Source organism: Streptomyces sp. WMMC500 (assembly GCF_027497195.1).
Taxonomy (GTDB): Bacteria; Actinomycetota; Actinomycetes; order Streptomycetales; family Streptomycetaceae; genus Streptomyces.
In genome coordinates, this window is the sequence record NZ_CP114905.1 from 4,940,185 (window position 1) to 4,963,724 (window position 23,540).

At 74.1% G+C, this 23,540-nt stretch carries 16 protein-coding genes, 1 tRNA gene, 1 other RNA gene and 1 pseudogene; 15 read left to right on the forward strand and 4 right to left on the reverse strand.

Annotated elements, in window-relative coordinates; all coding sequences use genetic code 11:
• Positions 1-811 precede the first annotated feature (811 nt).
• Positions 812-1,873 carry a sialidase family protein gene (locus tag O7599_RS21300; RefSeq protein ID WP_281617196.1) on the forward strand — a complete coding sequence of 354 codons (1,062 nt, stop codon included), beginning with the start codon at positions 812-814 and terminating at the stop codon, positions 1,871-1,873.
• Positions 1,874-2,103: 230 nt separating this feature from the next.
• Here the strand turns inward: O7599_RS21300 and O7599_RS21305 are convergent.
• Positions 2,104-2,188: transfer RNA gene (locus O7599_RS21305), tRNA-Ser, on the reverse strand.
• A 72-nt stretch (positions 2,189-2,260) separates the two neighbouring features.
• On the opposite strand from O7599_RS21305, the gene ffs reads away from it, so the two are divergent.
• From ffs to O7599_RS21350, 9 genes and pseudogenes are all read left to right on the forward strand, one after another.
• Positions 2,261-2,357, forward strand: an RNA gene (gene ffs / locus O7599_RS21310) — signal recognition particle sRNA small type.
• Positions 2,358-2,433: 76 nt separating this feature from the next.
• A complete protein-coding gene (locus tag O7599_RS21315; protein WP_281617197.1) occupies positions 2,434-4,824 on the forward strand; it encodes a DNA polymerase III subunit gamma and tau in 2,391 nt (796 codons plus the stop codon).
• Between the two features lie 191 nt (positions 4,825-5,015).
• Positions 5,016-5,351: a YbaB/EbfC family nucleoid-associated protein gene (locus tag O7599_RS21320; protein WP_281617198.1), complete on the forward strand. Its 336-nt coding sequence runs from the start codon at positions 5,016-5,018 to the stop codon at positions 5,349-5,351.
• 147 nt (positions 5,352-5,498) lie between these two features.
• Positions 5,499-6,098, forward strand: a complete 600-nt coding sequence (gene recR / locus O7599_RS21325; RefSeq protein WP_281617199.1) for a recombination mediator RecR — start codon at positions 5,499-5,501, stop codon at positions 6,096-6,098.
• Positions 6,099-6,208: 110 nt separating this feature from the next.
• On the forward strand, positions 6,209-6,871 hold the full coding sequence (locus O7599_RS21330; protein ID WP_281617200.1) for a DUF5063 domain-containing protein: 663 nt from the start codon (positions 6,209-6,211) through the stop codon (positions 6,869-6,871).
• Between the two features lie 226 nt (positions 6,872-7,097).
• A complete protein-coding gene (locus tag O7599_RS21335; RefSeq protein ID WP_281617201.1) occupies positions 7,098-8,369 on the forward strand; it encodes an aspartate kinase in 1,272 nt (423 codons plus the stop codon).
• Between the two features lie 254 nt (positions 8,370-8,623).
• Positions 8,624-9,253: a SigE family RNA polymerase sigma factor gene (locus O7599_RS21340; RefSeq protein WP_281623464.1), complete on the forward strand. Its 630-nt coding sequence runs from the start codon at positions 8,624-8,626 to the stop codon at positions 9,251-9,253.
• Between the two features lie 98 nt (positions 9,254-9,351).
• Positions 9,352-10,821, forward strand: coding sequence for a hypothetical protein (locus O7599_RS21345; RefSeq protein WP_281617202.1), 1,470 nt, complete (start codon positions 9,352-9,354; stop codon positions 10,819-10,821).
• A 293-nt stretch (positions 10,822-11,114) separates the two neighbouring features.
• Positions 11,115-11,921: pseudogene (locus tag O7599_RS21350) on the forward strand (SURF1 family protein); the annotation flags it as partial.
• On the opposite strand, the gene O7599_RS21355 reads toward O7599_RS21350, so the two are convergent.
• The gene (locus O7599_RS21355) at positions 11,899-13,941 is read right to left on the reverse strand and encodes a prolyl oligopeptidase family serine peptidase (RefSeq protein WP_348652557.1); all 2,043 of its coding nucleotides are present in this window, start codon (positions 13,939-13,941) and stop codon (positions 11,899-11,901) included. The pseudogene O7599_RS21350 and the gene O7599_RS21355 sit on opposite strands and share 23 nt — an antisense overlap.
• A gap of 137 nt (positions 13,942-14,078) precedes the next feature.
• The gene (locus O7599_RS21360; protein ID WP_281617204.1) at positions 14,079-15,365 is read right to left on the reverse strand and encodes a DNA methyltransferase; all 1,287 of its coding nucleotides are present in this window, start codon (positions 15,363-15,365) and stop codon (positions 14,079-14,081) included.
• 300 nt (positions 15,366-15,665) lie between these two features.
• Here O7599_RS21360 and O7599_RS21365 point away from each other — a divergent pair, with 300 nt between their 5' ends.
• Positions 15,666-18,224: a polysaccharide lyase family 8 super-sandwich domain-containing protein gene (locus O7599_RS21365; RefSeq protein WP_281617205.1), complete on the forward strand. Its 2,559-nt coding sequence runs from the start codon at positions 15,666-15,668 to the stop codon at positions 18,222-18,224.
• Positions 18,225-18,330: 106 nt separating this feature from the next.
• Positions 18,331-18,876: a hypothetical protein gene (locus tag O7599_RS21370; RefSeq protein ID WP_281617206.1), complete on the forward strand. Its 546-nt coding sequence runs from the start codon at positions 18,331-18,333 to the stop codon at positions 18,874-18,876.
• A gap of 51 nt (positions 18,877-18,927) precedes the next feature.
• Here the strand turns inward: O7599_RS21370 and O7599_RS21375 are convergent, their stop codons facing one another.
• Complete coding sequence (locus O7599_RS21375) at positions 18,928-19,155, reverse strand: hypothetical protein (RefSeq protein WP_281617207.1); 228 nt, start codon at positions 19,153-19,155, stop codon at positions 18,928-18,930.
• Between the two features lie 203 nt (positions 19,156-19,358).
• Here O7599_RS21375 and O7599_RS21380 point away from each other — a divergent pair, with 203 nt between their 5' ends.
• From O7599_RS21380 to O7599_RS21390, 3 genes are read left to right on the forward strand one after another with little or no spacing between them, the layout of a single operon-like run.
• On the forward strand, positions 19,359-21,959 hold the full coding sequence (locus tag O7599_RS21380; RefSeq protein ID WP_281617208.1) for a tetratricopeptide repeat protein: 2,601 nt from the start codon (positions 19,359-19,361) through the stop codon (positions 21,957-21,959).
• Positions 21,956-23,098 (forward strand): cyclophane-forming radical SAM peptide maturase AmcB, encoded by a 1,143-nt coding sequence (gene amcB / locus O7599_RS21385; RefSeq protein WP_281617209.1) that lies wholly within the window; start codon positions 21,956-21,958, stop codon positions 23,096-23,098. Before O7599_RS21380 ends, amcB begins: the two co-directional genes overlap by 4 nt.
• On the forward strand, positions 23,082-23,396 hold the full coding sequence (locus tag O7599_RS21390) for a hypothetical protein (RefSeq protein WP_281617210.1): 315 nt from the start codon (positions 23,082-23,084) through the stop codon (positions 23,394-23,396). Before amcB ends, O7599_RS21390 begins: the two co-directional genes overlap by 17 nt.
• Positions 23,397-23,540: the final 144 nt, after the last annotated feature.

Genomic DNA, 23,540 nt, shown 5'->3' on the forward strand with positions numbered 1-23,540 from the left:
CGCGCCGCGGCCGGGTCACCGGCCGCCACCAGACGGAGGCCGTCGGCCCATAACTCGACGTCCGGCCGCACGGCGTGGGCGGCGGCTTCCGGATACTCGCGCCGCAGCCGGCGCAGCGCCCGCTCGGTGTGCTTCAGCCCCTCCTGCAGGCGCTCGACCTGCGTGGCAGTGTCGGTGTCGTCCTTGCGCGTCAGCGCCAGGTACCGCTTGTGGGCCTCGATCGCGGCGCGGTCGTCCCCGAGCGCCTCCTGCGCGCGGGCACGCAGCCGCCATGCCGCCCGCGAACCGCCGCGCACCGCAAGCAGGGTGTCGGCGATCAGCAGCGCCAGCGCGTCCTCCGGCGCGGCACCGACGGCGAGCGCCTTGGTGCCGACATCGAGCAGCGCGCGAAGCAGGGCATCCGTGGGCTCGTCCTTCTGCTCGGCAAGGGCCCGGATGCTCCGCACGAGCCGCTGGCGGTGGCCGTCACGGTTGTCCTTGAGCTTCTGACCGTGCAGCACGCACAGGTGCACGCATTCCCCGACGGAAGGAGCCGGTCCCGAACGTGTCGCCGCCGGCGCCTTCCGTCGTCTTAATAACCAGCTTTCGGGCACCCCGAACATGCTCCGTCCCCTCCCCTGTCTCACACGGCCGCGGAGAGTGGCCGGAGAGCCGGGAGTGTAGATATGTCAGATGACTTAGTGCCGAACGTCCGGCAAACAACCAGGTGATACGGATCATCGTCGTACGTACGGACGGCAGTCTGGGCATCCCGAACCAGCACCGCGCCGACCGGCCGGTGCGTTTCTCCTGCACAAGGGAGCGCCACTGCATGGCCACGACGACGCCATTCACCGCCGGCGACGGCGGCTACCACACGTACCGCATCCCCGCGCTGGCCGTGACGCCCGCCGGCACGGTGCTCGCCCTGGCTGAGGGCCGGGTGTCCGGGGCGGGCGACACCGGGGACATCGACATCGTGCTCCGGCGGTCGCAGGACGGCGGCCGGAACTGGCTGCCGCAGCAGGTCGTGGTCGCGCACGGCGGCGACACCGCGGCGAACCCGGCTGTGGTGGTCGAACCGTCGTCGGGGGACGTGCTGCTCCTGTCGTGCCGGCAGCCGCCGAACGTCACCTCACAGATGATCCGCACCGGGGAGGCGGCACCCCGACGGATATACGTCCAGCGCTCGTCGAACGACGGCGAGAAGTGGTCGGAGCCGACCGACATCTCGGCGCAGGTCCGCCCCGGATGGATGCGCGGATACGGCACCGGCCCCGGCCACGGCGTGGCACTCACCGGCGGCAGGATGGTGGTGCCCTGCTGGCACACCCGTTCGCCGACCGGGAGCGACACGGGGGCGGAGACCAAGTACTACGGTGCACACGGCATCTACAGCGACGACGGCCAGACCTGGACGGTCGGGTACACGTCGTCCGTCCCGAACGGGTCCGTGAACGAGAACGAGACCGCCTGCGCCGTGCTCCCGGACGGCACGCTCTACGTCAACTCCCGTTGCCTGCCCGACGGCATCGTCGGCTACCGCGGCGACGCCTACTCCACCGACCGCGGCGAGTCCCTCGTCCGGGACATCCGCCCCCAGGCCACACTTCCCGGCCCGGACTGCCAGGGCAGCCTGCTCACCCTCCCGGACGGTCGCCTGCTCTACTCCGGCCCGTCCCACCCTTCGGAGCGCGCGGCGCTCGGGTTGTGGGTGAGCGACGACGACGGCGCCACGTGGCGCCTCACCCGCCACCTGACCGGACTGCCCGCGGCGTACTCGGACCTGGCGGTGCTGCCCGACGGCGAGAGCGTCGGTGTGCTGTACGAGACAGGCGACTGGTCTCCGTACCGGCGAATCGAGTTCGTCACGGTGCCGCTGGCCGTCCTCTGAGGGACGGCCCTCGGGGGCCTGGGCAACGGTGGTCACCGTTCCCGCGGCCGTGGCGTTTCGTCGGCAGGGCCGCGTCAGAGCCGTCAGTGGTCACCGGGTAGCCGCTCGCGCATGCGGCGGCACCTGAGGGGTGACTACAACCAAGACTGCCCTGCATCCTCATACGGCCACCACGAAGCCCCGCAGCGGCGTGCCGGTGCGGGGCTCGTTTCGCCAGGTCAGGCGGGGTGCGGAGGATACGAGATTCGAACTCGTGAGGGTGTGAACCCAACACGCTTTCCAAGCGTGCGCCCTAGGCCTCTAGGCGAATCCTCCGCGGGCCACAGTACAAGACGGGGTGGGGTGGTCGCGAACTCGTTCGCCGGGGGTGGGATCGGTTAAGGTGGAGACTGCCCCTCACGCGGCGCTATCTCGCTGAACTCCCCCAGGGCCGGAAGGCAGCAAGGGTAGGTGGGCTCTGGCGGGTGCGTGGGGGGCGCCTCCTTGTGCGGGGTGGGGCGGGGGCCGGGGGTTTTCGTGGGTGGGCGCCGTTGTCGGCGGTCACCGATATCGTCGTAGTCGTGTCGCAGCTCGCTCTCTACCGCCGCTACCGGCCCGAGACCTTCGGCGAGGTCATCGGGCAGGACCATGTGACCGGCCCGCTGCAGCAGGCGCTGCGGAACGGCCGGGTCAACCACGCGTATCTGTTCAGCGGGCCGCGGGGCTGCGGGAAGACGACGAGTGCGCGCATCCTCGCCCGGTGTCTCAACTGCGAGCGGGGGCCGACGCCGGAGCCGTGCGGGGAGTGCCGGTCGTGCCGGGACCTCGCGCGGAACGGGCCGGGGTCGATCGACGTCATCGAGATCGACGCCGCGTCGCACGGCGGTGTGGACGATGCGCGTGAGCTGCGTGAGAAGGCGTTCTTCGGGCCTGCCGCCAGCCGGTACAAGATCTATATCGTGGACGAGGCGCACATGGTCACCTCCGCGGGGTTCAATGCCCTGCTGAAGGTGGTCGAGGAGCCGCCCGAGCACCTGAAGTTCATCTTCGCCACGACCGAGCCGGAGAAGGTCATCGGGACCATCCGGTCCCGGACGCACCACTATCCCTTCCGCCTCGTCCCGCCCGGGACGCTGCGCGACTATCTCGCGGACGTCTGCCGCGTCGAGGCGATCCCCGTCGAGGACGCGGTGCTGCCCCTGGTCGTACGGGCCGGGGCCGGCTCCGTGCGGGACTCGATGTCCGTCATGGACCAACTGCTCGCCGGCGCCGGTGCGCAGGGTGTGACGTACGCCATGGCCACCGCCCTCCTCGGGTATACGGACGACGCCCTGCTCGACTCCGTCGTCGACGCCTTCGCGGCGGGTGACGGGGCGGCGGCGTTCGCGGTCGTGGAGCAGGTCATCGAGGGCGGGCACGATCCGCGGCGGTTCGTCACCGACCTGCTGGAGCGGCTGCGGGACCTCGTGATCCTCGCCGCCGTGCCGGACGCCGGCGACAAGGGGCTGATCGACGTTCCCGCGGACGTGCTGGAGCGGATGCGGCGCCAGGCCGACACCTTCGGCGCGGCCGAGTTGAGCCGCGCGGCCGACCTTGTGAACGAGGGGCTGACCGAGATGCGCGGCGCCACCGCGCCCCGGCTGCAGCTCGAGCTGATCTGCGCGCGCGTGCTGCTCCCCGGGGCGTACGGGGACGAGCGCTCGGTGATGGCCCGGCTGGACCGGCTGGAGCGCAACGCCTCGACGGGCCCGCCGGCCATGGGGTACGTACCGGGGCCGGACGCCCACCGGCCGCCGGGCCGGGACCGGGGCGGGGACGGGGACGGTGGGGGTGCCGTCGGTGGGGATGGCCGTGGGGATGGCCGTGGCGGTGTCACCGGTGGTGGCGGTGGTGGCGCTGGCGATGGCGGTGGCGGTATGGGTGGCGGGGCCCGGGCGGCTCTCGCCGAGCCGGGTGGTCCGGCTGCTTCCGGTGCTGGGTCTTCCGGTGCCGGGTCTTCTGGGGCCGGGTCTTCCGGTGCCGGGCCCTCTGGAGCCGGGTCCTCCGGAGCTGGGTCTTCTGGTGCCTCCGGGGGTTCCGCCCCTGCCGGCCCTCCTGCCTCCGGTGGTGGCGAGGCGCAGGCGCGTCGGCCCGGGGCCTGGCCCGGGGCTGGAGCACCCGCGGCGGGACCTGCGGCGGCACCGGCGGCACCCGCACCCGCGGCGGCGGCAGCCGCCGCGCCGGCACCCGCGGCCGGGGGCGTTGCCGCCGCTACTGCTCAGGGGGTGCCCGCGCAGCAGGGGGGCGGTGTTGCGGGGGCCGCTTCCGTGCGGCAGATGTGGCCCGACATCCTGGAGGCCGTCAAGCACCGGCGGCGCTTCACCTGGATTCTGCTGAGCCAGAACGCCCAGGTCACCGGGTTCGACGGCGGGACGCTCCAGCTCGGCTTCGCCAACGTCGGCGCCCGGGACAGCTTCGTCAACGGCGGCAGCGACGAGGTGCTGCGCGAGGCGCTGGCGGAGCGGTTCGACGTGCAGTGGAAGGTCGAGGCCATCGTGGACCCGACCGGCGGGGGCGGCGGCGGCTCCGCGGCCGGGCCCGGCGGCGGGGGACCGGGCGGTCCCGGCGGCGGTCAGGGCGGTTCCGGGGGCGGTCCCGGCGGTGCCGGTGCCGGGGCCGGCGGCGGGTTCGGCGGGGGCGGCGGTGGTGGCGGGGGCGGCGCCGGGTTGCGCCAGTCCGTACAGACTTCGCCCCCGCCCTCCGTACCGGCGCCCGCTCCGCCCCGGCAGCCCCCGCCCGCGGCGGCCGGGCCCGGCCGGCCGCCCCCGCCCGACCCCGGGCCGCCCCCCGACCCGGGACCGCCTCCGCCGCCGCTGGAGGACGACATCCCCGACGAGGACGACCCGGATCTCGACGACACCGCCCTGTCCGGCCACGACCTGATCGTCCGCGAGCTGGGCGCCACCGTCATAGAGGAGATCCGCCACGACTGAGGCGGCGCCCCGGCCGCGTCCTCCGCAAGGATGACGATGGCGAAGGAGCGCGCCTCCCCGCGTGGCAACGCGGATGGAGCGCGTCCTCCCTGCGATGGACGGCAGCGCGGCGGCGGAGAACGTAGGCTCGCCTGGACCGGCCCGACACCCGAACCGACGACGTAGACACAGCGCGACAAGGAGCGAGCGACGTGATGCCTGGTGGTGGCCAGCCCGACATGCAGCAGTTGCTGCAGCAGGCCCAGAAGATGCAGCAGGAGCTCGCCTCCGTCCAGCAGGAGCTGGCCGAGACGCCGGTCGAGGGGACCGCGGGCGGCGGGCTGGTGAAGGCCACGGTGACCGGCTCCGGCGAGCTGACCGGTCTGGTGATCGACCCGCGCGCCGCCGACCCCGAGGACACCGAGACGCTGGCCGACCTCGTCGTGGCCGCCGTGCGGGACGCGAACAGCGCCGCGCAGCAGCTTCAGCAGGAGCGGCTCGGCCCGCTCGCGCAGGGGCTCGGCGGGATGCCGGGGCTGCCCTTCTGACCACCCCTTCTTCCACGTCACCGCGCGGGGCCGTTCTCGGCCGTCCGGATCTGCCGGGTTCCGAACCGGTGGCCATCCCCGGAGCGGGTTGAACCCGGCGGTAGCGGCTAGCTTGGTGCAGGAGAGCGGACACGAGAGAGGCGTCGCGTGTACGAAGGCGTGGTCCAGGATCTGATCGACGAATTGGGCAGGCTGCCCGGCGTCGGTCCCAAGAGCGCGCAGCGCATCGCCTTCCACATCCTGCAGGCCGAGCCGGCCGACGTCCGCCGGCTGGCGCATGCGCTGACCGAGGTGAAGGAGAAGGTCCGGTTCTGCGCGGTGTGCGGGAACGTCGCGCAGGCGGAGCAGTGCCGGATCTGCGCCGACCCGCGGCGCGACCCGGCCGTCCTGTGCGTCGTCGAGGAACCCAAGGACGTCGTGGCCATCGAGCGGACCCGTGAGTTCCGCGGGCGGTACCACGTGCTCGGCGGCGCGATCAGCCCCATCGAGGGTGTCGGCCCGGACGACCTGCGGATACGGGAGCTGCTCGCCCGGCTCGCCGACGGCGCCGTCACGGAGCTGATCCTCGCCACCGACCCCAACCTCGAAGGCGAGGCCACGGCCACGTATCTCGCCCGCATGGTCAAGGCCATGGGTCTGAAGGTGACCCGGCTGGCCAGCGGCCTGCCCGTCGGCGGTGATCTGGAGTACGCGGACGAGGTCACACTCGGCCGTGCCTTCGAAGGCAGGCGGTTGCTCGATGTCTGAAACGGAACCACGTGCCCGCCGGCTGGATCCCGGCGCAGCGCCCAGCAGCCCGGCAGGCCGCCGCACGCGGCCGGGTGGTGCGCGGGGCGCCGACAGAGGAGGTCTGCTCGATGTCTGACGCCACCCTGCACCAGGCGACGCAGGACCCGGACAGCTTCGCGGTCCAGATCGCCGACTCGATCGAGAGCTTCATCGTCGCGGTCACCGAGGTCGCCAAGGGCGACGAGCCGAACAGCGCCGTGCCCTTCCTGCTGCTGGAGGTCTCGCAGTTGCTGCTGGCCGGCGGCCGGCTCGGTGCGCACGAGGACTTCGTGCCGGACGAGCGGTACGAGCCGGACACCGGCCCCGAGCCGGACGTCGACGAGCTGCGCGAGCGGTTCGCCGAGCTGCTGGACCCGGTGGACGTCTACTCCGAGGTCTTCGACCCGTACGTGCCGCGCAGCACGCCCGTCGCCAGCCGGATCTCCGACGACCTCGCCGACGTGATCACCGACCTGCGGCACGGCCTCGCGCACTACGCCGCGGGGCGGGTCAACGAGGCGCTGTGGTGGTGGCAGTTCTCGTACCTGTCCAACTGGGGCCCGACCGCGAGCGCGTGCCTGCGCGCCCTGCAGTCGCTGGTGGCGCACGTGCGGCTGGACACGCCCCTGGGGGAGCTGGACGGGCTCGACACCGACAGCGACGCCGCGCTGGACGACGGGCGGCTGGAGGAGGAGGCGGGCCGGGTGATGGCGGCGGAGATCGCGGAGCCGCTGGGCCTGCGGCGTACGTGAGCCCTCGGGGGGCGCGGCGTACGGCCGGGGCGCGTGGAGCGGTGTGTACGCCGGGCGTGCGCACCGAGTTCGTCGGCCGGATTCTGGGGCTCCGGATGTGACCTGCCTTACGTTTCCGTGTGTCTTCGGCCCTCGGGGGCAGGTGGGTCTCCGAGTCGGCCCGCCCTGGGCGTATGCGCCGGCTCGGTAGACTGAGCCGACCGAAACACCATTGCGAGGAGCGCACGTGGGCCTTGTCGTGCAGAAGTACGGCGGCTCTTCCGTCGCCGACGCCGAGGGCATCAAGCGCGTCGCCAAGCGGATCGTCGAGACCAAGAAGGCGGGCCACCAGGTCGTCGTCGTGGTGTCCGCGATGGGCGACACGACGGACGAGCTGATCGATCTCGCCGAGCAGGTCTCCCCGATCCCCGCCGGCCGCGAACTCGACATGCTGCTCACCTCGGGCGAGCGGATCTCCATGGCCCTGCTGGCGATGGCGATCAAGAAGCTGGGCCACGAGGCGCTGTCGTTCACCGGCAGCCAGGCGGGTGTGATCACCGACGCCGTGCACAACAAGGCCCGGATCATCGACGTCACGCCCGGCCGGATCCAGGAGGCGGTGGACAAGGGCGCCATCGCGATCGTCGCCGGCTTCCAGGGGGTGTCCCAGGACAGCAAGGACATCACGACGCTCGGCCGCGGCGGCTCGGACACCACGGCGGTGGCGCTGGCGGTGGCGCTGGAGGCGGAGGTCTGCGAGATCTACACCGACGTGGACGGCGTGTTCACCGCCGATCCGCGGGTGGTGAAGAAGGCCCGTAAGATCGACCGGATCCCGTACGAGGACATGCTCGAACTGGCCACCAGCGGCTCGAAGGTCCTGCTGCACCGCTGTGTCGAGTACGCGCGCCGGTACAACATGCCCATTCACGTCCGCTCCTCGTTCTCGGGGCAACCGGGCACCTGGGTAGGCAATATCTCCGAGGGAGCAGAAGGCATGGAGCACGCGATCATCTCCGGAGTCGCGCACGACGTCTCCGAGGCGAAGATCACGGTGGTCGGGGTCCCGGACAAGCCGGGCGAGGCCGCCGCCATCTTCCGGGCGATTGCGGACGCCGAGATCAACATCGACATGGTGGTGCAGAACGTCTCGGCCGCCGCCACCGGCCTGACCGACATCTCCTTCACCCTGCCCAAGACCGACGGCCACCGCGCGATGGAGCTGCTGACCAAGGCGCAGCCGACGATCGGCTTCGAGTCGCTGCGCTACGACGACCAGGTCGGCAAGATCTCCCTTGTCGGCGCCGGCATGCGCTCGCACCCGGGCGTCACCGCGACGTTCTTCGAGGCGCTGTCCAACTCGGGCGTCAACATCGAGCTGATCTCCACCTCCGAGATCCGCATCTCGGTGGTGACTCGCGAGGACGTCGTCAAGGACGCGGTACGCGCCGTGCACACGGCGTTCGGCCTCGACAGCGAGAGCGACGAGGCGGTCGTCTACGGCGGCACGGGCCGCTGAGGTACTTGTCACCGATCCGTTGGTCCATACCGCTTGCGCTGAACGCCCTTGCCATCCGACGATTTCGGTTCGCGCCGTCTGCAACCGCGGCGGCGCCGCGAAGCGTCTCTGTCCCTGCCCGCATTGGCCGGCCGCACGGGTAGCAAGGGAGTGGGCATGGCAGTACGCGCGGTAACACGACCGGCGATGCCGCCGTGCGCGTACAACCTTGACGGGGGTCGGTGTGTCAAACAGGCGTGGCAGAGGCACTCAGCATTGCGACCCTTCCGGCCGGCCCCGCGCTGCGCCCCGGTACTTCCGCGGCGTCCCGGGGGCTGCCGGTGATCGCGCCGTGGTCCGCGCGGCCTGCCGCGAAGAAGCCCGCGGCGGACGCTGACGACGCCGTGGCGGAGGGCACCAGCGTCGACCACCTCACCGAGACGTACCAGACCCACTACCGGTCGCTGCTCGGTCTCGCCGCGCTGCTGCTCGACGACCTCGCCTCCTGCGAGGACGTGGTGCAGGAGGCCTTCATCCGCGTGCACTCGGCGCGCAAGCGGGTCAAGGACCCGGACAAGACCCTCGCCTATCTGCGGCAGACGGTCGTCAACCTGTCACGTTCCGCGCTCCGTCGGCGCATCACCGGGCTGAAGCTCCTCTCCAAGCCCATGCCCGACATGGCCAGCGCGGAAGAGGGTGCGTACGAACAGTTGGAGCGCGACCAATTGATCCAGGCGATGCGCGGGCTGCAGCGCCGGCAGCGCGAGGTGCTCGTGCTGCGTTACTTTGCGGACATGACCGAGGCTCAGGTGGCCGAGTCGCTGGGCATCTCGCTCGGCTCCGTCAAGGCCTACGGGTCCCGGGGCATCGCCGCACTGCGAACAGCCATGGGAGCGCGGGCATGAGCGAGCGTTTCTACGGATCGGGACCCCCGTGGGAGCGGGGTTCCGAGGGATCCGGCGGGTCGGGAACGGGGACCGGCGCCGGGCGCGGGGCAGTGGATGTGGCGGAGACGACGGAGACGGCGGAGCTGCCGGTGGTTCCGGCGGGTGCGGACGAGGTGACGGCGGCGGTGCCCGAGGCGACTGCGCCGGAGGCGGCCGGGCCCGAGGCGGCGGGATCCGGCGCGGCCGGGTCCGGGGCGGCGGATGCCGAGGCGGCTGTGCCGGAGGTGGCCGGGTCGGAGGCGGCTGGGCCGGAGGGGGCCGCGGGGGCGGACGAGGGGGCGACGGCGCGGGGCGCGTCGGGTTCCTCGAACGGGTCCGGCGCGGGCTCGGACGAGCCGGGCGCTGTGCCGGGCGGTTCCGCCGGGTCCGGCGGTTCCGAAGGGCTGGACGGTGCAGGTGATCCGCACGGTGCGCACGGCCCGGGCGGCCCGGGTGGTGCCGCCGGCACCGGTGGTGCGGGCGGTTCCGGCGGGGCCGGGACCCCGCGGTGGCCCCACGGCTACGGCGGCGGGGACGGCGACGACGAACCGGGCGGCGAGGAAGAGCTGCGCCTGCTGCTGCACTCCGCGGTCGACGGCCTGGAGCCGGCGCCCGGCACGCTGCAGTACCTGCAGAGGGCCGTGCCCGCGCGGCGTACGCGCCGCCGCCAGTTGATCGCGGTCGCCGCGGTCGCGGTGGTCGCCCTGGCGGTCTCGGTGCCGGCGCTGATGAACGTCGCCGGCTCGACCAGCGAGAAGAACCCGCGCCACGACATCGCCAACAGCCAGTTGCCCAGCGCGGGACAGCAGGGCGGAGGCGGCGCGGTCGAGGGCAACGACTCGGACGCCACCGCCGGCAGCGAGGAGCCGAAGGACGAGGAAGAGAAGACCGAGAGCCCCGGACACGAAGAGAACACCGCCGCCCCGACCGGCGGCTCCGAGGGCACGGCTGCCGCGGAACCGTGCGCGCCGACGCAGGTCAGCGAGCCGGTCGCGGCGAGCGGCACGCCTGACGAGGCCGGCCGGGTCACCGGGTCCTTCACCGTCACCAACGTCTCCACCACCGCCTGCGTGGTCGAGTCGTCCGACGGCGTGCAGGTGGGCGGCACCTTCGGCGCCGCGAGCGCGAGCGAGGTCGACACGCGCACCCACACCGTCGGCGACGCCGCCACGGACCTGCTGCCGTCGCCGGAGACGACCGGTGCGCTGGTCCTGGCGGCCGGCGAGTCGTACGTGGTGGAGTTCGCCTGGGTCCCGGAGACCAGCAGGGACGGCGGCTGCACGACCACCGCCACCACCCCGGCCCCCGACCCCAGCGACGGCACGCAGTCGTCGCCGGACGAGACGCAGTCCGAGCCCGACCAGGGGACCGAGACCGGCGGCGACACCGGCGGCACCGGCGAACCGGGCGAAGGCGACGACACGACCGACGGCTCCGTCACGCTGACCCACTCGCCGGAGGCCGACTCCTCCGCCGTGGCCAGCGTCACGGTCGAGAACGCCTGCGCGGGCACCGTCTACTACACGGAACCGCTCCCGAGCGCCTGATCCCCACCGCGCCCCGGCCCTGAGCCGGGGCGCCGCCCCGGCCCGCCACGCCCCGAGTCCCGGCCCCCGAGTCCCGGCCCCCGAGTCCCGGCCCCCGAGTCCCGGCCCCCGAGTCCCGGCCTCCGAGTCCCGGTCCCCGAGTCCCGGCCTCCGAGTCCCGGTCCCCGAGTCCACGGCCCCGCGTGCTCCCGCCGACCCCGGTCTCCCGACGCCGCCCCGACCCCCCTCCTGTCCTCCACCGCCGACCCGGCCCCCTGGGTGGACGGCCCCGGGGGAGGCCGTACCGTGGAGACGTGTACCGGTTCCTGCTGACGCCCCGCTGGTGGGTCGTCAACGTCTTCGCCGCACTCGCCATCGCGGTCTGCCTGGTGATGGGCAGTTGGCAGTTGAGCCGCTTCGAGACGCGCGTGGACACCCACCAGGAGCAGGAGGAGCAGCAGGACCGCGCCGCCACCGACGGCGTCGCCGGCCGGCCGATGGCCGAGGTGCTGCCCGTGACCCAGGAGACGACCGGCGACGCCGTGACCGTCACCGGGCGCTACGGCCCCCAACTCCTCGTCCCCGACCGCACCCTCGACGGCGAGACCGGCTTCTACGTGCTGACCCTCCTGCGCACCGACGACCCGGTGAGCGACGACGGCGCCGCCGGAGCCCGTACCTCCGTTCCTGTCCTGCGCGGCTGGCTGCCCGGCGAGGCCGACCCGGCGAAGGCCCCCGAGCCGCCCGCCGGCGAGGTCACCGTCACCGGCGCCCTGCAGGCGTCCGAGCACCAGGGCTCCCCCGGCGTGCACACCGAGGGCGGGCTCCCGCGCGGCCAGGTCGGCATGATCAGCGCAGCCGCGCTGGTCAACGTCGTCGACGAGCAGGTCTCCGCCGCCTGGGTCACCCTCTTCGAGGCCGACGGCGGGATGCGGCCCGTGCCCGCCGAGGTCCCGCAGGGCAGCGGCCTCGACCTCAAGGCGTTCCAGAACCTCGGCTACACGGCCCAGTGGTTCGTCTTCGCCGGATTCGTGATCTTCATGTGGTACCGGCTCTTCCGCCGCGAGGCGGAGCTCGCCCGTGACAGGGCCCTCGGCCTCACCTCCCCCGATCCCGACGAGAGCGGTCCCCGGGACCCGGTTCCGGATCCGGCCGGGACGGCTGCGGAGCCAGGTCCGGAAGCAGATGACGGCGAACGAAGTCGAGCTCCAGCCTCAACTGCTTGATCCGCTCCTCCACGACCAGCGAGCCGTGCCCCGCGTCGTACCGGTACACCTCGTGCGGATGCCCGCGCTCCGCCAGCCGTCCGACGTAGTTCTCCACCTGCCGGATCGGGCACCGCGGGTCGTTGACCCCCGCGGAGACGAACACCGGCGCCCGCACCCGGTCCACATACGTCAGCGGAGACGACGCTGCGTACCGCTCGGGGACGTCCTCCGGCGAGCCGCCCATCAGCGTGCGGTCCATCGCCTTCAGGGCCTCCATCTCGTCCTCGTACGCCGTCACGTAGTCCGCGACGGGCACCGCCGACAGACCCAGCGCCCAGGCGTCCGGCTGCGTGCCGAGGGCGAGGAGCGCCAGATACCCGCCCCACGAGCCGCCGCCGACGATCAGCCGCTCCGGGTCCGCGAGGCCGGAGGCGACGGCCCATTCGCGCACCGCCGCGATGTCCTCCAGCTCGATGAGCCCCACCCGGTGCTTGAGCGCGTCGGTCCACTCCCGGCCGTAGCCGGTGGAGCCGCGGTAGTTGACGCGGACCACGGCGACGCCGTGGTCGACCCAGGCCGCCGGGCCGGCCGCGAAGGCGTCGCTGTCCTGCCAGGTCGGGCCGCCGTGCACGTCGAACAGGCACGGGAACGGGCCCTCGCCCGCCGGCCGCTGCACCAGCGCGTGGATCCGGCCGCCGGGTCCGTCGACCCAGGCGTCCTCCACCGGCACCGAGCGCGGCGCCGCCTGGCCCGGCGGCTGCAGCACCACGGCCCCGGCGGCGGACCGCACCCGCGGCGGCTCCGCGCCCGACGACCAGTGGAACTCCACCGTGCCGTCCGGCCGGGCCGTCGCCCCCGAGATCGTCCCCGGCGGGGTCTCCACCCGGGTCAGGGCGCCGGAGCCGGGGCCCTCCAGCCCGTACCGCCACAGCTCGCTGCGCGCCTGGTACGTGTGCAGCACGAGCAGCGCGCTGCCGTCCGGATACCACTCCGCCGACACGTCCCCCGGCAGGTCGAGCTCCAGCTCCCGGGCCCGGCCCGTCTCCGGGTCCCAGATCATCGGCTCCCACCGGCCGCGCCGCTGGTGCCCGACGAGCAGCCGCGCGTCGCCCGCCACCGGCGCGAAGCCCAGCACCTCCAGGCCCAGTTCCTCCCGGCCGCCCTTGGTGTCGTCCAGCTCGGCGACCGTCGGGTCCGCGCCGGAGGAGCCGCCGAGCCGCAGCACGCGCAGCGCCGCGTGCATCGCGTCGCCGTGCTCGGTGTGCTCGATGGCGAGCAGCTTGCCGTCGTGCGAGAGGTCGCCGACTCCGGCGGACTCCCGGTGCCGGTAGATCTCGCTGGGCTCGCCGCCGGGGCGGACCAGGTGGATCGTCGTGCCCGTCTCCTCCGTGGACCTGCCGACCACCGCCGTGCCGTCCCGCCCGAGCGCGAGGCCCGCCGAGTACGCCGCCGGCAGCCCCGCCGCCGCCCGGTCCTGCCCTGGGGCGGCGCCCGCGAACGGCTGCCGCCGCCACACGCCGAACTCGTCCCCGTCGGTGTCGCAGAACCACCACACCCACTCGCCGTCCGGCGTCAGCGCGCCGTCCGTCGTGCCGTTCGGCCGGTCGGTGACCTGGCGGATGCCGCCCGTGCGGCGGTCCCAGGCGTACAGCTCGAAGGTGCCGGTCACGTTCGACACGTACAGCGCGCGATCCGGCGCGTCCTCCGCCCACCCGGGCAGGCTGATCCGCGGCGCCCGGAACCGCCGTTCCCACGCCGGCGCCGGCCCCGCCGGCCCGCCGGGGCCGGCGCCCGGCTCGCCGCCGCCGGTCCCGTCCCCGCCGTTTCCGTACGCCTCGCGCTTTCCGTACCCCTCGCCGTCTCCGTAGCCCTCGCCGCCGACGCTCGCGTCGTCACCGGCACGTCCCGCCTTGCCCCCGTCGATCTCGCTCATGCCGACATTCTGCGTCCTCGCCGGAGCCGAGCGGCGCGCGCACCGCCAATCTGTGGATTACTGCCCAGTTGTGGATAAACCCCCGCCGGTGACCCGACCCGCCCCCCGGCCCTCGTCCCCCGGCAGCCGCGCGAGCCCTACGGCCGTCCGCCCGACACCGCGTACTCGAACAGCGCCTTGTTGCTGTTCCGTTTGCGGATGACCTCCACCTCGACCCCCGCGAAACCCGCCTCGCGGAGCAGCGCCGCGTACCAGTCCTGCGCCGGCACCTGGTTGCCGTAGAAGGTGGAGTTGCCGATCACGTAGACCACCCGCCCCCCGCCGCGCACGTTCGGGTACGCCGCCCGGAAGTGCCCCCACATGTCGTGCACGTACTTGCCCACGTAGTTCGCCAGCAGCGGCCCGTTCCGCCCGCCGTCCCGGCGGATCGCCGCCTGCGCCCTGGCAAGTTCGCCCGCGACCGGCTCCGGCACGCCCTCGGCCGCCGGCCCCGGCGGGCGCCAGGCCCGTACACGCGAGGTGGCCGCGCCCCAGGTGCCGCCGATCGCCTGCCAGTCCAGCCGGCCGGCGTCCTCCGCCCGCCGCAGGTGCCGCATCCAGTACATGTACGGGCGCAGCTCGCGGATGTACGACATACGGTTCACGTACGGCGGCGAGGTCAGCAGCAGGTCGCAGGGGGTGAGCCGGCCGGCGGCGGGCTGCATGTCGCGGGAGTCGCCGTACAGGACGCGCGCCGTGCCGGGCAGCGGGGGCGCGGCGTTCGCGAGCGTGGTGCCGGTCTCGCGGCGGAACGTCTCCAGCACGGCCCGCGCGGCATCGAGGTCGAGCGCCTGGAGAGTGCCGCCGCCCGCGTCCTGCTCCTGCGCCTCCTTGAACGACATGCTCTGGTGGTTGAACGCCGCGTTGCTCGACGCGATCAGCGTCCGGCAGAACGCCACGTCCAGCAGGTCCCGCCCGCCCGGCGGCAGCCCGCCCGCCGCGGCGTCCAGCGCCCGGCGCACCGCCTTCAGCGCGTCCAGCGCGCTCCGCGCCCACCACCGCCCGATGTTGTGCAGCTCCGGCTGCCACAGCTCGGCGGCCTCCGGCAGCAGTTCCTCGGCGCGGTGCACCAGCGGGGCGAGTGCCCGCCGGGTCTCGTGCAGGTGATCCGGCTCGTACGCGGCGGTCTTCGTCTTCCCCAGCCAGATCAGGAACGGGTTCACGTCCAGCGACTGCCCCGTCAGCCCGTGCTCGGCGGCGGCGAGGGGGGTGGTTCCGGTGCCGGAGAAGGGGTCGGTGACGACGGAGCCGGGCGGCATCTCGGCGGCGTAGCGGCGCACGAGGCTCACGGAGTAGGCGGGGGTCAGCCGGAGCCAGCCGTGGCGTCCGGCGCCGGTGTTGGCGCGGTAGGTGAGGTGTGCGTTCTGACGTGTGTCCGACCGCATGCGCTCGCTCTCGCCGATGAGGGTGGGGGGTAGCGTGGATCGTAGTGGGCGGCGGCCGGCCGCCCGGTGTGAACGGGCAAGTCCCGTCGTACGGAAAGCGGGCGCACGGCGGCACGGCGCGCGCGTACGCGGTGGCCGCCTCGCGCCCCGCGAAAGAGCGCCTGTCGCCTTCTGCCGGCGTTTCCCGTGAAACCTCCGCCGCGCGCCGGATTCCGGCCGCACCTCGCAAGCGCTTGTCGGCGCACCCCCCGTCTGCTTGACTCCGGCTGCCAGTGCCCCAACGCACCGGGGGAGGACCCCATGGAGTTCACCCGCAGACGCCTGCTGTCGACCCTGCCCGCCGCCGGTCTGCTGGCGGTCCTCCCGGCCCGGCCCGCCGCCGCGTCGGAAGCGGCCGCGGATCCCGCCCTCCTCCTCGCCCACACCCGCGCCGTCTTCGCCGGCACGCCCGAGACCAACGCCCGCCCCGAGGCGGCCGCCAAGGTCGCCGCCCTCCACGGCACCGCCCGCGCCAACCTCGCCGCGATGGCCGACACCGGCACCGCCACCGGCGAGCTGTTCGCCGGCGTCCCCCTCGGCACCAGCGACGTCAACCTCGCCACCTCCTACCGCATGCTCTACGAGATCGCCCTCGCCACCCGGGCCCCCGGCGGCGACCTGCACGGCGACACCGCCGCCCAGCGCCGCGTCGTGGACGGCCTGGTGTGGCTGCACGCGCACTACTACGGCGACCAGTCCCAGGGCTACTACGGCAACTGGCACAACTGGGAGATCGCCATCTCCACCCACGTCGGCAAGACCTTCGCGCTCCTGGCCGACGTCCCCGGCGCCGTCCCCGCCGGCCTCCTCACGACGTACGTCGCCTCCATGGACGCGTACCTGCGCAACGGCAAGGACGGCGACGTCGACCTCGACTCCCGCTTCCACACCGGCGCCAACCTCGCCGACATCACCACCAACCGCATCATCCAGGGCGCCCTGCTCGCCGCGGCCCAGGAGACCGGCGGCGAGGCGCGCATCGCCAAGGCGCTCGAGGACCAGCTCACCGTCTTCGCCACCGTCGACCCGTACGACATCCGCCACGGCAACACCGACGGCTACTACGCCGACGGCTCGTTCATCCAGCACCACTCCGTCGCGTACACCGGCTCGTACGGCAAGGCACTGCTCACGCGCGTCGTCCAGACGCTCAAGATCCTCGACGGCACGGGCTTCGCACACACCGACGCGCTCGTGCCCGTCGTGCAGCGCTGGGTGCGCGACGGCTTCGCGCCGCTGATCTTCGAGGGCTGGATGATGGAGGTCGTCAAGGGCCGCGCCGTCGTCCGCACGACGTCCGGCTACACCGACGTCGCCGTCGTCGTCGAGGCCGTCGTCGACCTCGCCGACTACGCGACCGGCGCCGAGGCCGCCGCGCTCAAAAGCTACGTCAAGCACATCCGCGCCACCTCGCGCGCCGCCCTCGACCCCGCCTCGTTCGTCTCCCCCGTCAGCGTCGTGCGCTACGCCGACATCGTCGGCGACGACACCGTGCCGCCCGCCGACCTCAACCCGGCCGCGCGCAGCGTCGCGTTCAACGCCATGGACAAGCACGTCCACCGGCGCCCCGGCTTCGCGTTCGCGCTCGCGCGCAGTTCTGATCGCATCAGCAAGTACGAGTACATGAGCGGCGAGAACCTGATGCCCTGGTTCCAGGGCGACGGCGCGTACTACCTGTACCTCTCCGGGCAGGACCAGACGCGCGCGTACGGCGTCGACTACTACACCGTCGTCTCCCCCTACGGCCTCGCCGGCGCCACCGCGCCCGTCGAGCGGCGCGGCACCGTACCGGAGCTGTACGACGGCAAGCTCTGGTACGACAACCCGGGCCACCCGCTGAACTTCACCTCGTCCTCCGAGTCGCAGAACAAGTACGTCTACTTCCCGCGCGGCACCAACCGCCACTCCGGCGGCGCCGTCCTCGGTGTGTACGGCACGTCCGCGATGGTGCAGTCCGACGACGTCGCGTACGCCGAACGCGATGTTCTCCCCGACGACTTCGTCGTCTACCGCAACGCGACCGCCACCAAGTCGTGGTTCATGCTCGACGACGAGATCGTCGTCCTCGCCGCGGGCCTCGGCGACCCCGCCGGCCGGACCGTGACCACGACAGTCGACGCCCGCACCGCCGATCCCTCCGCCGCCGTTTCCGTCACGGGCGCGCGCCGCGACGGCCGCGCCTGGGAGGGGCCGGGCACGGCGCACCTGAGGTGGCTGCGCTACGCGGACGCCGCGGAGGGCACCGCCGTCGGGTACGTCTTCCTGGACGCGCCCCGCGTCCGGGTCGGGCTGGAGGACGTCACGCGCAGCCGCCGCGTCGTACGGACCGCCAACCCGGACACGGCGGTGACGCGCACCGTGTTCAGTGCGACCGTCGACCACGAACCGCGGCACGGGGTCGCGCGCCTGGCGTACGCCCTGGTGCCGCACGCCTCCGCCGCGCGGCTCGACGCGTACCGCCGCCGTGGCCCGCTCACCGTGACCGCCAACTCCCCGCGCCTCCAGGCCGTCCGCCACTCCGCGCTCCGCCTGACCGCCGCCAACTCCTTCACCCCCGGCCGCCACGACACCGCCGGGCTGAGCATCGAAGGACCCGCCTCGGTGCTCGTACGGACCGGGGACGACGGGCGCGTCGGCGTGGCCGTCGCGGACCCGACGATGGACCGCGACACGGTCACCGTGGTGCTGCGCGGGCGACCGCTGCGGAAGGCTGCGGGGGACGACGGGGTCCGGGTCGGCCGGGTGCCCGGCGGGACGAAGCTGGTGGTGGACACGCATCACGCGTACGGCCGGAGCCTGACGGTGACCCTGGAGAGGTAGGCGGCACTTCGTCCTGTTCGGGGGCATGTGCACGGGGGTCGGCGGGTCTACGCTGGGGGCACAGGGGCTCGGGCATGGGGCGGCCGGCCGGACCGGGGGAGGACGAGTGTCTGAGTTGTTCTTACGTGGCCTGAGCCGGTGGCAGGCGGACACGCAGCGCGAGGCCGTGGCGGACGTGTACGTCGCGTCGTACAACGGCGCGGCCGGCAGGGCGGCGCCGGAGCGGGAGAACTTCCTGCGGCGGCTGGAGGACCACGTGCAGCGGCCGGGGTTCGAGATGGTGCTGGCCGGGGGCGACCGCCCGGTGGGCTGCGCGTACGGGTTCCGGGCCGACCGCTCGGGCGTGTGGTGGCCGGACTTCCCGGAGGGGCCGCCGCAGGCGCTGGCGGAGATCACCTCGTCCCCGCGGGCGTTCGTGGTGGCGGAGCTGATGGTGGTGCCGGACCAGCGCCGCCGGCACGTCGCGACGCGGCTGCAGCAGCACCTGCTGGCCCGCTGGGCACCGTCCCCCGCGGTGGCGCTGCTGCCGCAGGGCAACGCGGCGGCGGGCGCGGCGTACCACGCCTGGGGCTGGACCAGAACCGGCAGCCTCCATCCCGTACCGCCGACGCCGCCGCTGGACCTCTGGGCGCACCGCCGCCCGCTCCCCTGAGACCCCCCGGGGAGACGGGACGGGAGAGGGAGCGGCGGGAGCGCGGTCCGGTCAGCGCTGCAGCAGCCATGCGGTGAGCGCTTCGGCGGCGCCGCCGCAGGCGGCGGGCGCGAGGAGACGCAGGGCGGTGAGGAGCACCCGGCGGCCCCGGGCGCCGGTGCCCGGGGACGGCTCCGGCTGCGAGGCCGGGCGGGAAGCCGGGGCCGGCTCCGGGCGCGCAGTCGGCTGCGCAGTCGCGCGGGGAGCCGCGTTCGGGTCCGGGGTGGGAGCGTCGGTCATGGCGATGCCTCTCCGGCGGGGTGCCGGCCGCGCGGATACGGCCGGGCGCTGGCGCCATGAGGGCGGTTCCGAGGGGTTTCCGGCGAAGGCGGCACTGCGCCGGGAGCCCGCCGATCCCCTGGGCGGCGGTAAGTTTGTGGTGGCTTCCGGGGGGTTTGCGGCCCGGAGGGCGTCGGAAGATTCCAGGGCACAGGGGGTTCCGGTTGGCCGGGCAGGCGCAGCGGTTCTGGGCGGAGCTGGCGGCGGCGTACGAGGCCGCAGGCCGGCCGACGCTGGACCGGCTCGTGCGCCTGGGCCGCGAGCAGCGCCCGCCCGCGGCGATCGCCGACTCGACGCTCAGCGGCTGGCTGAACGCGCGCACCGTGCCCGGTCCGGCGCACACGCGGTACTTCCTGGCGCTGACGGCCTTCCTGCAGAGCGAGGCCGGACGCGCAGGCCGCGCCGGACACCCCGTGCGGCCGGAGGCGTGGTGGGGGCAACTCCTCGCGCAGGCCCGCCGGGAGCGCAGCGCCAACCGCGGCGGCCGCCCCGCAGCCCACGGTTCGGCGAGCACGCTCGCCGAACCTCCCCTGCCGGCCGAAGCGCGGCCACCCGCTGCCGAATCGCCCCCGGCTCCGCCGGGGCCCTCCGCCGACCTGTCGGCCTTGCCGGCCCCCGGGCCCTCGTTCGTCGGCCGCGGCGACGAACTGGCCACCCTCCTCGACCTGTTACGTCCTACGCCGGAGGGGACCGCCCCGACCGCGTCCCCCGTGGCGGTCTCCGGCCTCGGCGGGGTGGGCAAGACGTCGCTGGCCCTCCACGCGGCGTACGAGGCGCGGCGGGCGGGTTGGTTCCCGGGCGGGGTTTACTTCGTCGACCTGCACGGAGCCGAGGAGAGCCCCGTCACCGCGGACGGTGCTCTCCAGGCGCTCCTCCGCGCCTTCGGCGTCGAGCCCGAGCACACCCCGCCGACCGCCGACGAGCGCGCCGGACTGTACCGGTCCGTGCTGGAGCGGGTCGCCGCCGACCGCGGCCCCGCGCTGCTGCTGGCGGACAACGCGGCGACCTCCTCCCAGGTGCGGCCCCTCCTGCCGGGCAGCCCGGCGCACCGCGTCCTGACCACCTCCCGGAACGTCCTCGCGCAACTCGGGGCACACCAGCTCCGCCTCGGCATGCTCGCGCCGGCCGCCGCGCTCGCGGCGCTGCACGAGGCGCTGACGGCCGCCGACCCCGAGGACCGGCGGCTGGAGCGGGAGGCCGGCGCGGCGGTCGAGTTGTGCCGGCGGTGCGGGCACCTCCCGCTCGCCCTTCAGATCGCCGCCGCCCTGCTGGTCGCCGATCCGGGCAAGCCCGTCGCCGAACTCGCCGACGAGCTGCGGGATATGTCGACGCGCATGCGCTACCTGGACGACGGCGAACGCGCCGTCCGGGCCGCCTTCGACCTGTCGTACCGCCTGCTGACCGACGAGCAGGCCCACCTCTTCAGGCTCCTCGCGCTGCACCCGGGCGCGGACGTGTCCGTGGCCGCGCTGACCGCGAGCTACGGCGGGCCCCTCCCGGTCCGCGGCGTCGACACGCTCGTCCGGGCCCACCTGGTGGAGCCGAGGGACGCGCGCGGGCGCTGGCGCATGCACGACCTCGTACGCGCCTACGCCGTGGCCGAAGTCCGCGCCGACCGGCGCCTGCACGAGCGGCACGAGGAGGCCAGGACCCGGTTGCTCGCCCACTACTGCGACCGGGCGACGGCGGCCAGAAGGCGCCTGCTGACGTCGTCGGCTCCCGCCCCCGCTGTTCCACCCCAGGACCCCGCGGGCTTCGCCGACCGCGATGCGGCCTTCGCCTGGCTCGACGCCGAGCGCGGCTCGCTCGTGGCGGCCGCCCGCTGGGCCGCGGAGCCCGCCCACGCGCGCGCGGCCGTGCGCCTGGCGCTGAACCTCGGCGAGTACTTCGCGCTGCGCCGCCGCTACGACGACGCGGTGACCGTGTACGAGCGCGCGCTGCAGGCCAGCCGCGGGCTGGGTGACCGGCTCAGCGAGGGCAAGTGCGCGAACAACCTCGGAGTCGCCCTGCGCTGGACGCAGCGGCTGGAGGAGGCCGTCGCCGCCTGCCGCACCGCGCTGCGCGCGTACGAGGACCTGCCGGACGCGCACGCCGTCAGCCGCGGGCGGAGCTGGCACAACCTCGCGAGCACCCTGACCCTCCTCCGGCTCTTCGACGAGGCCCTCGCCGCCGAGGACCAGGCGGCACGCATCGCCGCGGCAGCGGGCGACGTGGGTGCCCTCGCCCGTGCGGAGAACGGCCGGGGGCACGTGCTCCTGAAGCAGCAGCGGTACGACGAGGCCCTTGCGGCCCTGTACCGGGCGCGGGATCTGATGACGGACGTCGGCGACCCGCCGCTGGGGGGAATGGTCACCAACAACATCGGCCGCGTGCTGCGGGGGACGGGCCGGCTGGACGAGGCCGCGCAGGCGCACCGGAGCGCCCGGGCCGTCTTCGCCGCCCTCGGCGACCGTGAAGGCGAGGCCACGTGCCGCAACGAAGGCGCCCTCGTCCTTGCCGACCATGGGCTGTTCGCCGCGGCGGCCGGGGAACAGCGCGCCGTGCTCGCCGTCCTGCGGGGGATCGGCGCCAGGTACCGCGAGGCGATCGTCAGCCACGATCTCGGCCTCAGCCTCGAAGGGCTCGCGGAGCACGAGGAGGCCGCCGCGGCGTACGAGCACGCCGCGTCGATCTTCGCGGAGCTGGGGGCCGACTACCAGCGCGGGCTCTGCGACGAGCGGCTGGCCGCGATCCGCGCGCTCTCCGGTCCGCGAGGGCCGGGATGAGCGCCCCGACCGGGCCGAGCGCGCACGCGATGCCGCCCGCGCGGCTGTCGCCGACGGCCTCGCTGCTCTACGTCCAGCCCACGACCCTGTGCAATCTCGACTGCTCGTACTGCTACCTGCCCGACCGTGCGCGCGCCCGCCGCATGCCCCGGGAGGTGGCCGACGCCGTGGCCCGCGGCGTGTCCGCCTGGGCCGGCCGGCACCCGGTTCGCGTCGTGTGGCACGGCGGCGAACCCCTCGCGGCCGGGATCGGGCACTTCGAGGAGCTGCTGGGCGCGTTCCTGCCGGCCGGCAGCCGCCATCCGGTACGCCACGGCGTGCAGACCAACGCCACGCTCATCGACGACTCCTGGTGCGAACTGTTCGTCCGCAGGCGCGTCCACGTGTCGGTCAGCGTCGACGGCCCGGCCGGCCGGAACGGGGCACGCGCCGACCGTGCCGGGCGTGACAGCACCGAACGCACCCTGCGCGGCATCGGGCTCCTGCGCTCGTACGGCATCCCCTTCACCGCCGTCGCGGTGGTCCGCAACCCCTCGGCCGCGACGGCCGACGAGCTGTACGACTGGTTCTCCGGGCTGGGCTGCACCTCGCTCGGGCTCAACCTCGTGGAGCAGAAGGGGGCGTGGCGCGCGTCCGGGACGCCGGAGTACGGCCGGGTGGTGGAGTTCTGGGCGGCTCTCACGGCCCGGGTCCAGCACGACGGACGCCTGCGGGTACGGGACGTCGACGACGCCCTGCGCTGGGTCGGGGACCAACTGGCGGGAGGCGACGGACGAGCCGGGGACCGGCCCCATCAGCCGGTTCCGCTGGTCATGTGGAACGGCGACGTGATCCCCGTGGGGCCGGAGCTGGCGGGCTTCTCGTCCCCCGCGTACGGACGGTTCGCGGTGGGCAGCCTGCGCACGTCCGAACTGGACGAGGTGATGGCGCGTGCCGCCGCGGCCCCGTGGGTCGCGGAGGCGATGCGTGGCGTGTCGGCCTGCCGGGCGGCGTGCGACCACTTTGCGTACTGCCGCGGGGGCAACCCCGCGAACAAGTACTTCGAGACCGGTCGCTTCGACGTCACGGAGACCCGGTACTGCCGCAACAGTAGGAAGGCCCTGATGGACGGAGTGCTTCTCCATGCCGAACGGACATGACGACCCGGGCCGGAACGAGCCCCTGGCGGACCGTGTCGAGCGGCTTCGCGACCCGCTGGCCGCGCTCGCGCGGTCAGCTCCCGCCGCGGAGCGGCGCGACCCGCGCCCCAGCGCGTCGGCGGATCCCCTCGACTGGGAGGGGTGGGAGCCCTGGGAGGAACCGCACGTGACGGAGGAGCCGGAGGACGCCGAAGCACCGGGGGACGCCGAAGCGCCCGGAACACCGGCCGAGGCGTCGGACGCGACCGGGGCCGGCGACCGGGCCGACGGGACCGGAGGTCCGCGGGCCGGCGGCTGACCGCGCGCCGCGCCGCGGCCCGCCGCGGCGCCGCCGGTTCAGGCCGGGGCGCCCCCGGCGAAGAGGTCGACGCTCATGCCCGCCATCGTAGGGACCTCCACTGACACCGCCGCGGGCGCAGCGGTACGGCCGACCCTCGGTTGC

Excerpts from the sequence above, each read along its gene's own strand:
- O7599_RS21300 (WP_281617196.1), top strand. The coding sequence starts at position 812 with ATGGCCACGACGACGCCATTCACCGCCGGCGACGGCGGCTACCACACG.
- O7599_RS21330 (WP_281617200.1), top strand. The coding sequence starts at position 6,209 with ATGTCTGACGCCACCCTGCACCAGGCGACGCAGGACCCGGACAGCTTC.
- O7599_RS21355 (WP_348652557.1), bottom strand. The coding sequence starts at position 13,941 with ATGAGCGAGATCGACGGGGGCAAGGCGGGACGTGCCGGTGACGACGCG.
- O7599_RS21360 (WP_281617204.1), bottom strand. The coding sequence starts at position 15,365 with ATGCGGTCGGACACACGTCAGAACGCACACCTCACCTACCGCGCCAAC.
- O7599_RS21365 (WP_281617205.1), top strand. The coding sequence starts at position 15,666 with ATGGAGTTCACCCGCAGACGCCTGCTGTCGACCCTGCCCGCCGCCGGT.
- O7599_RS21375 (WP_281617207.1), bottom strand. The coding sequence starts at position 19,155 with ATGACCGACGCTCCCACCCCGGACCCGAACGCGGCTCCCCGCGCGACT.
- amcB (WP_281617209.1), top strand. The coding sequence starts at position 21,956 with ATGAGCGCCCCGACCGGGCCGAGCGCGCACGCGATGCCGCCCGCGCGG.
- O7599_RS21390 (WP_281617210.1), top strand. The coding sequence starts at position 23,082 with ATGCCGAACGGACATGACGACCCGGGCCGGAACGAGCCCCTGGCGGAC.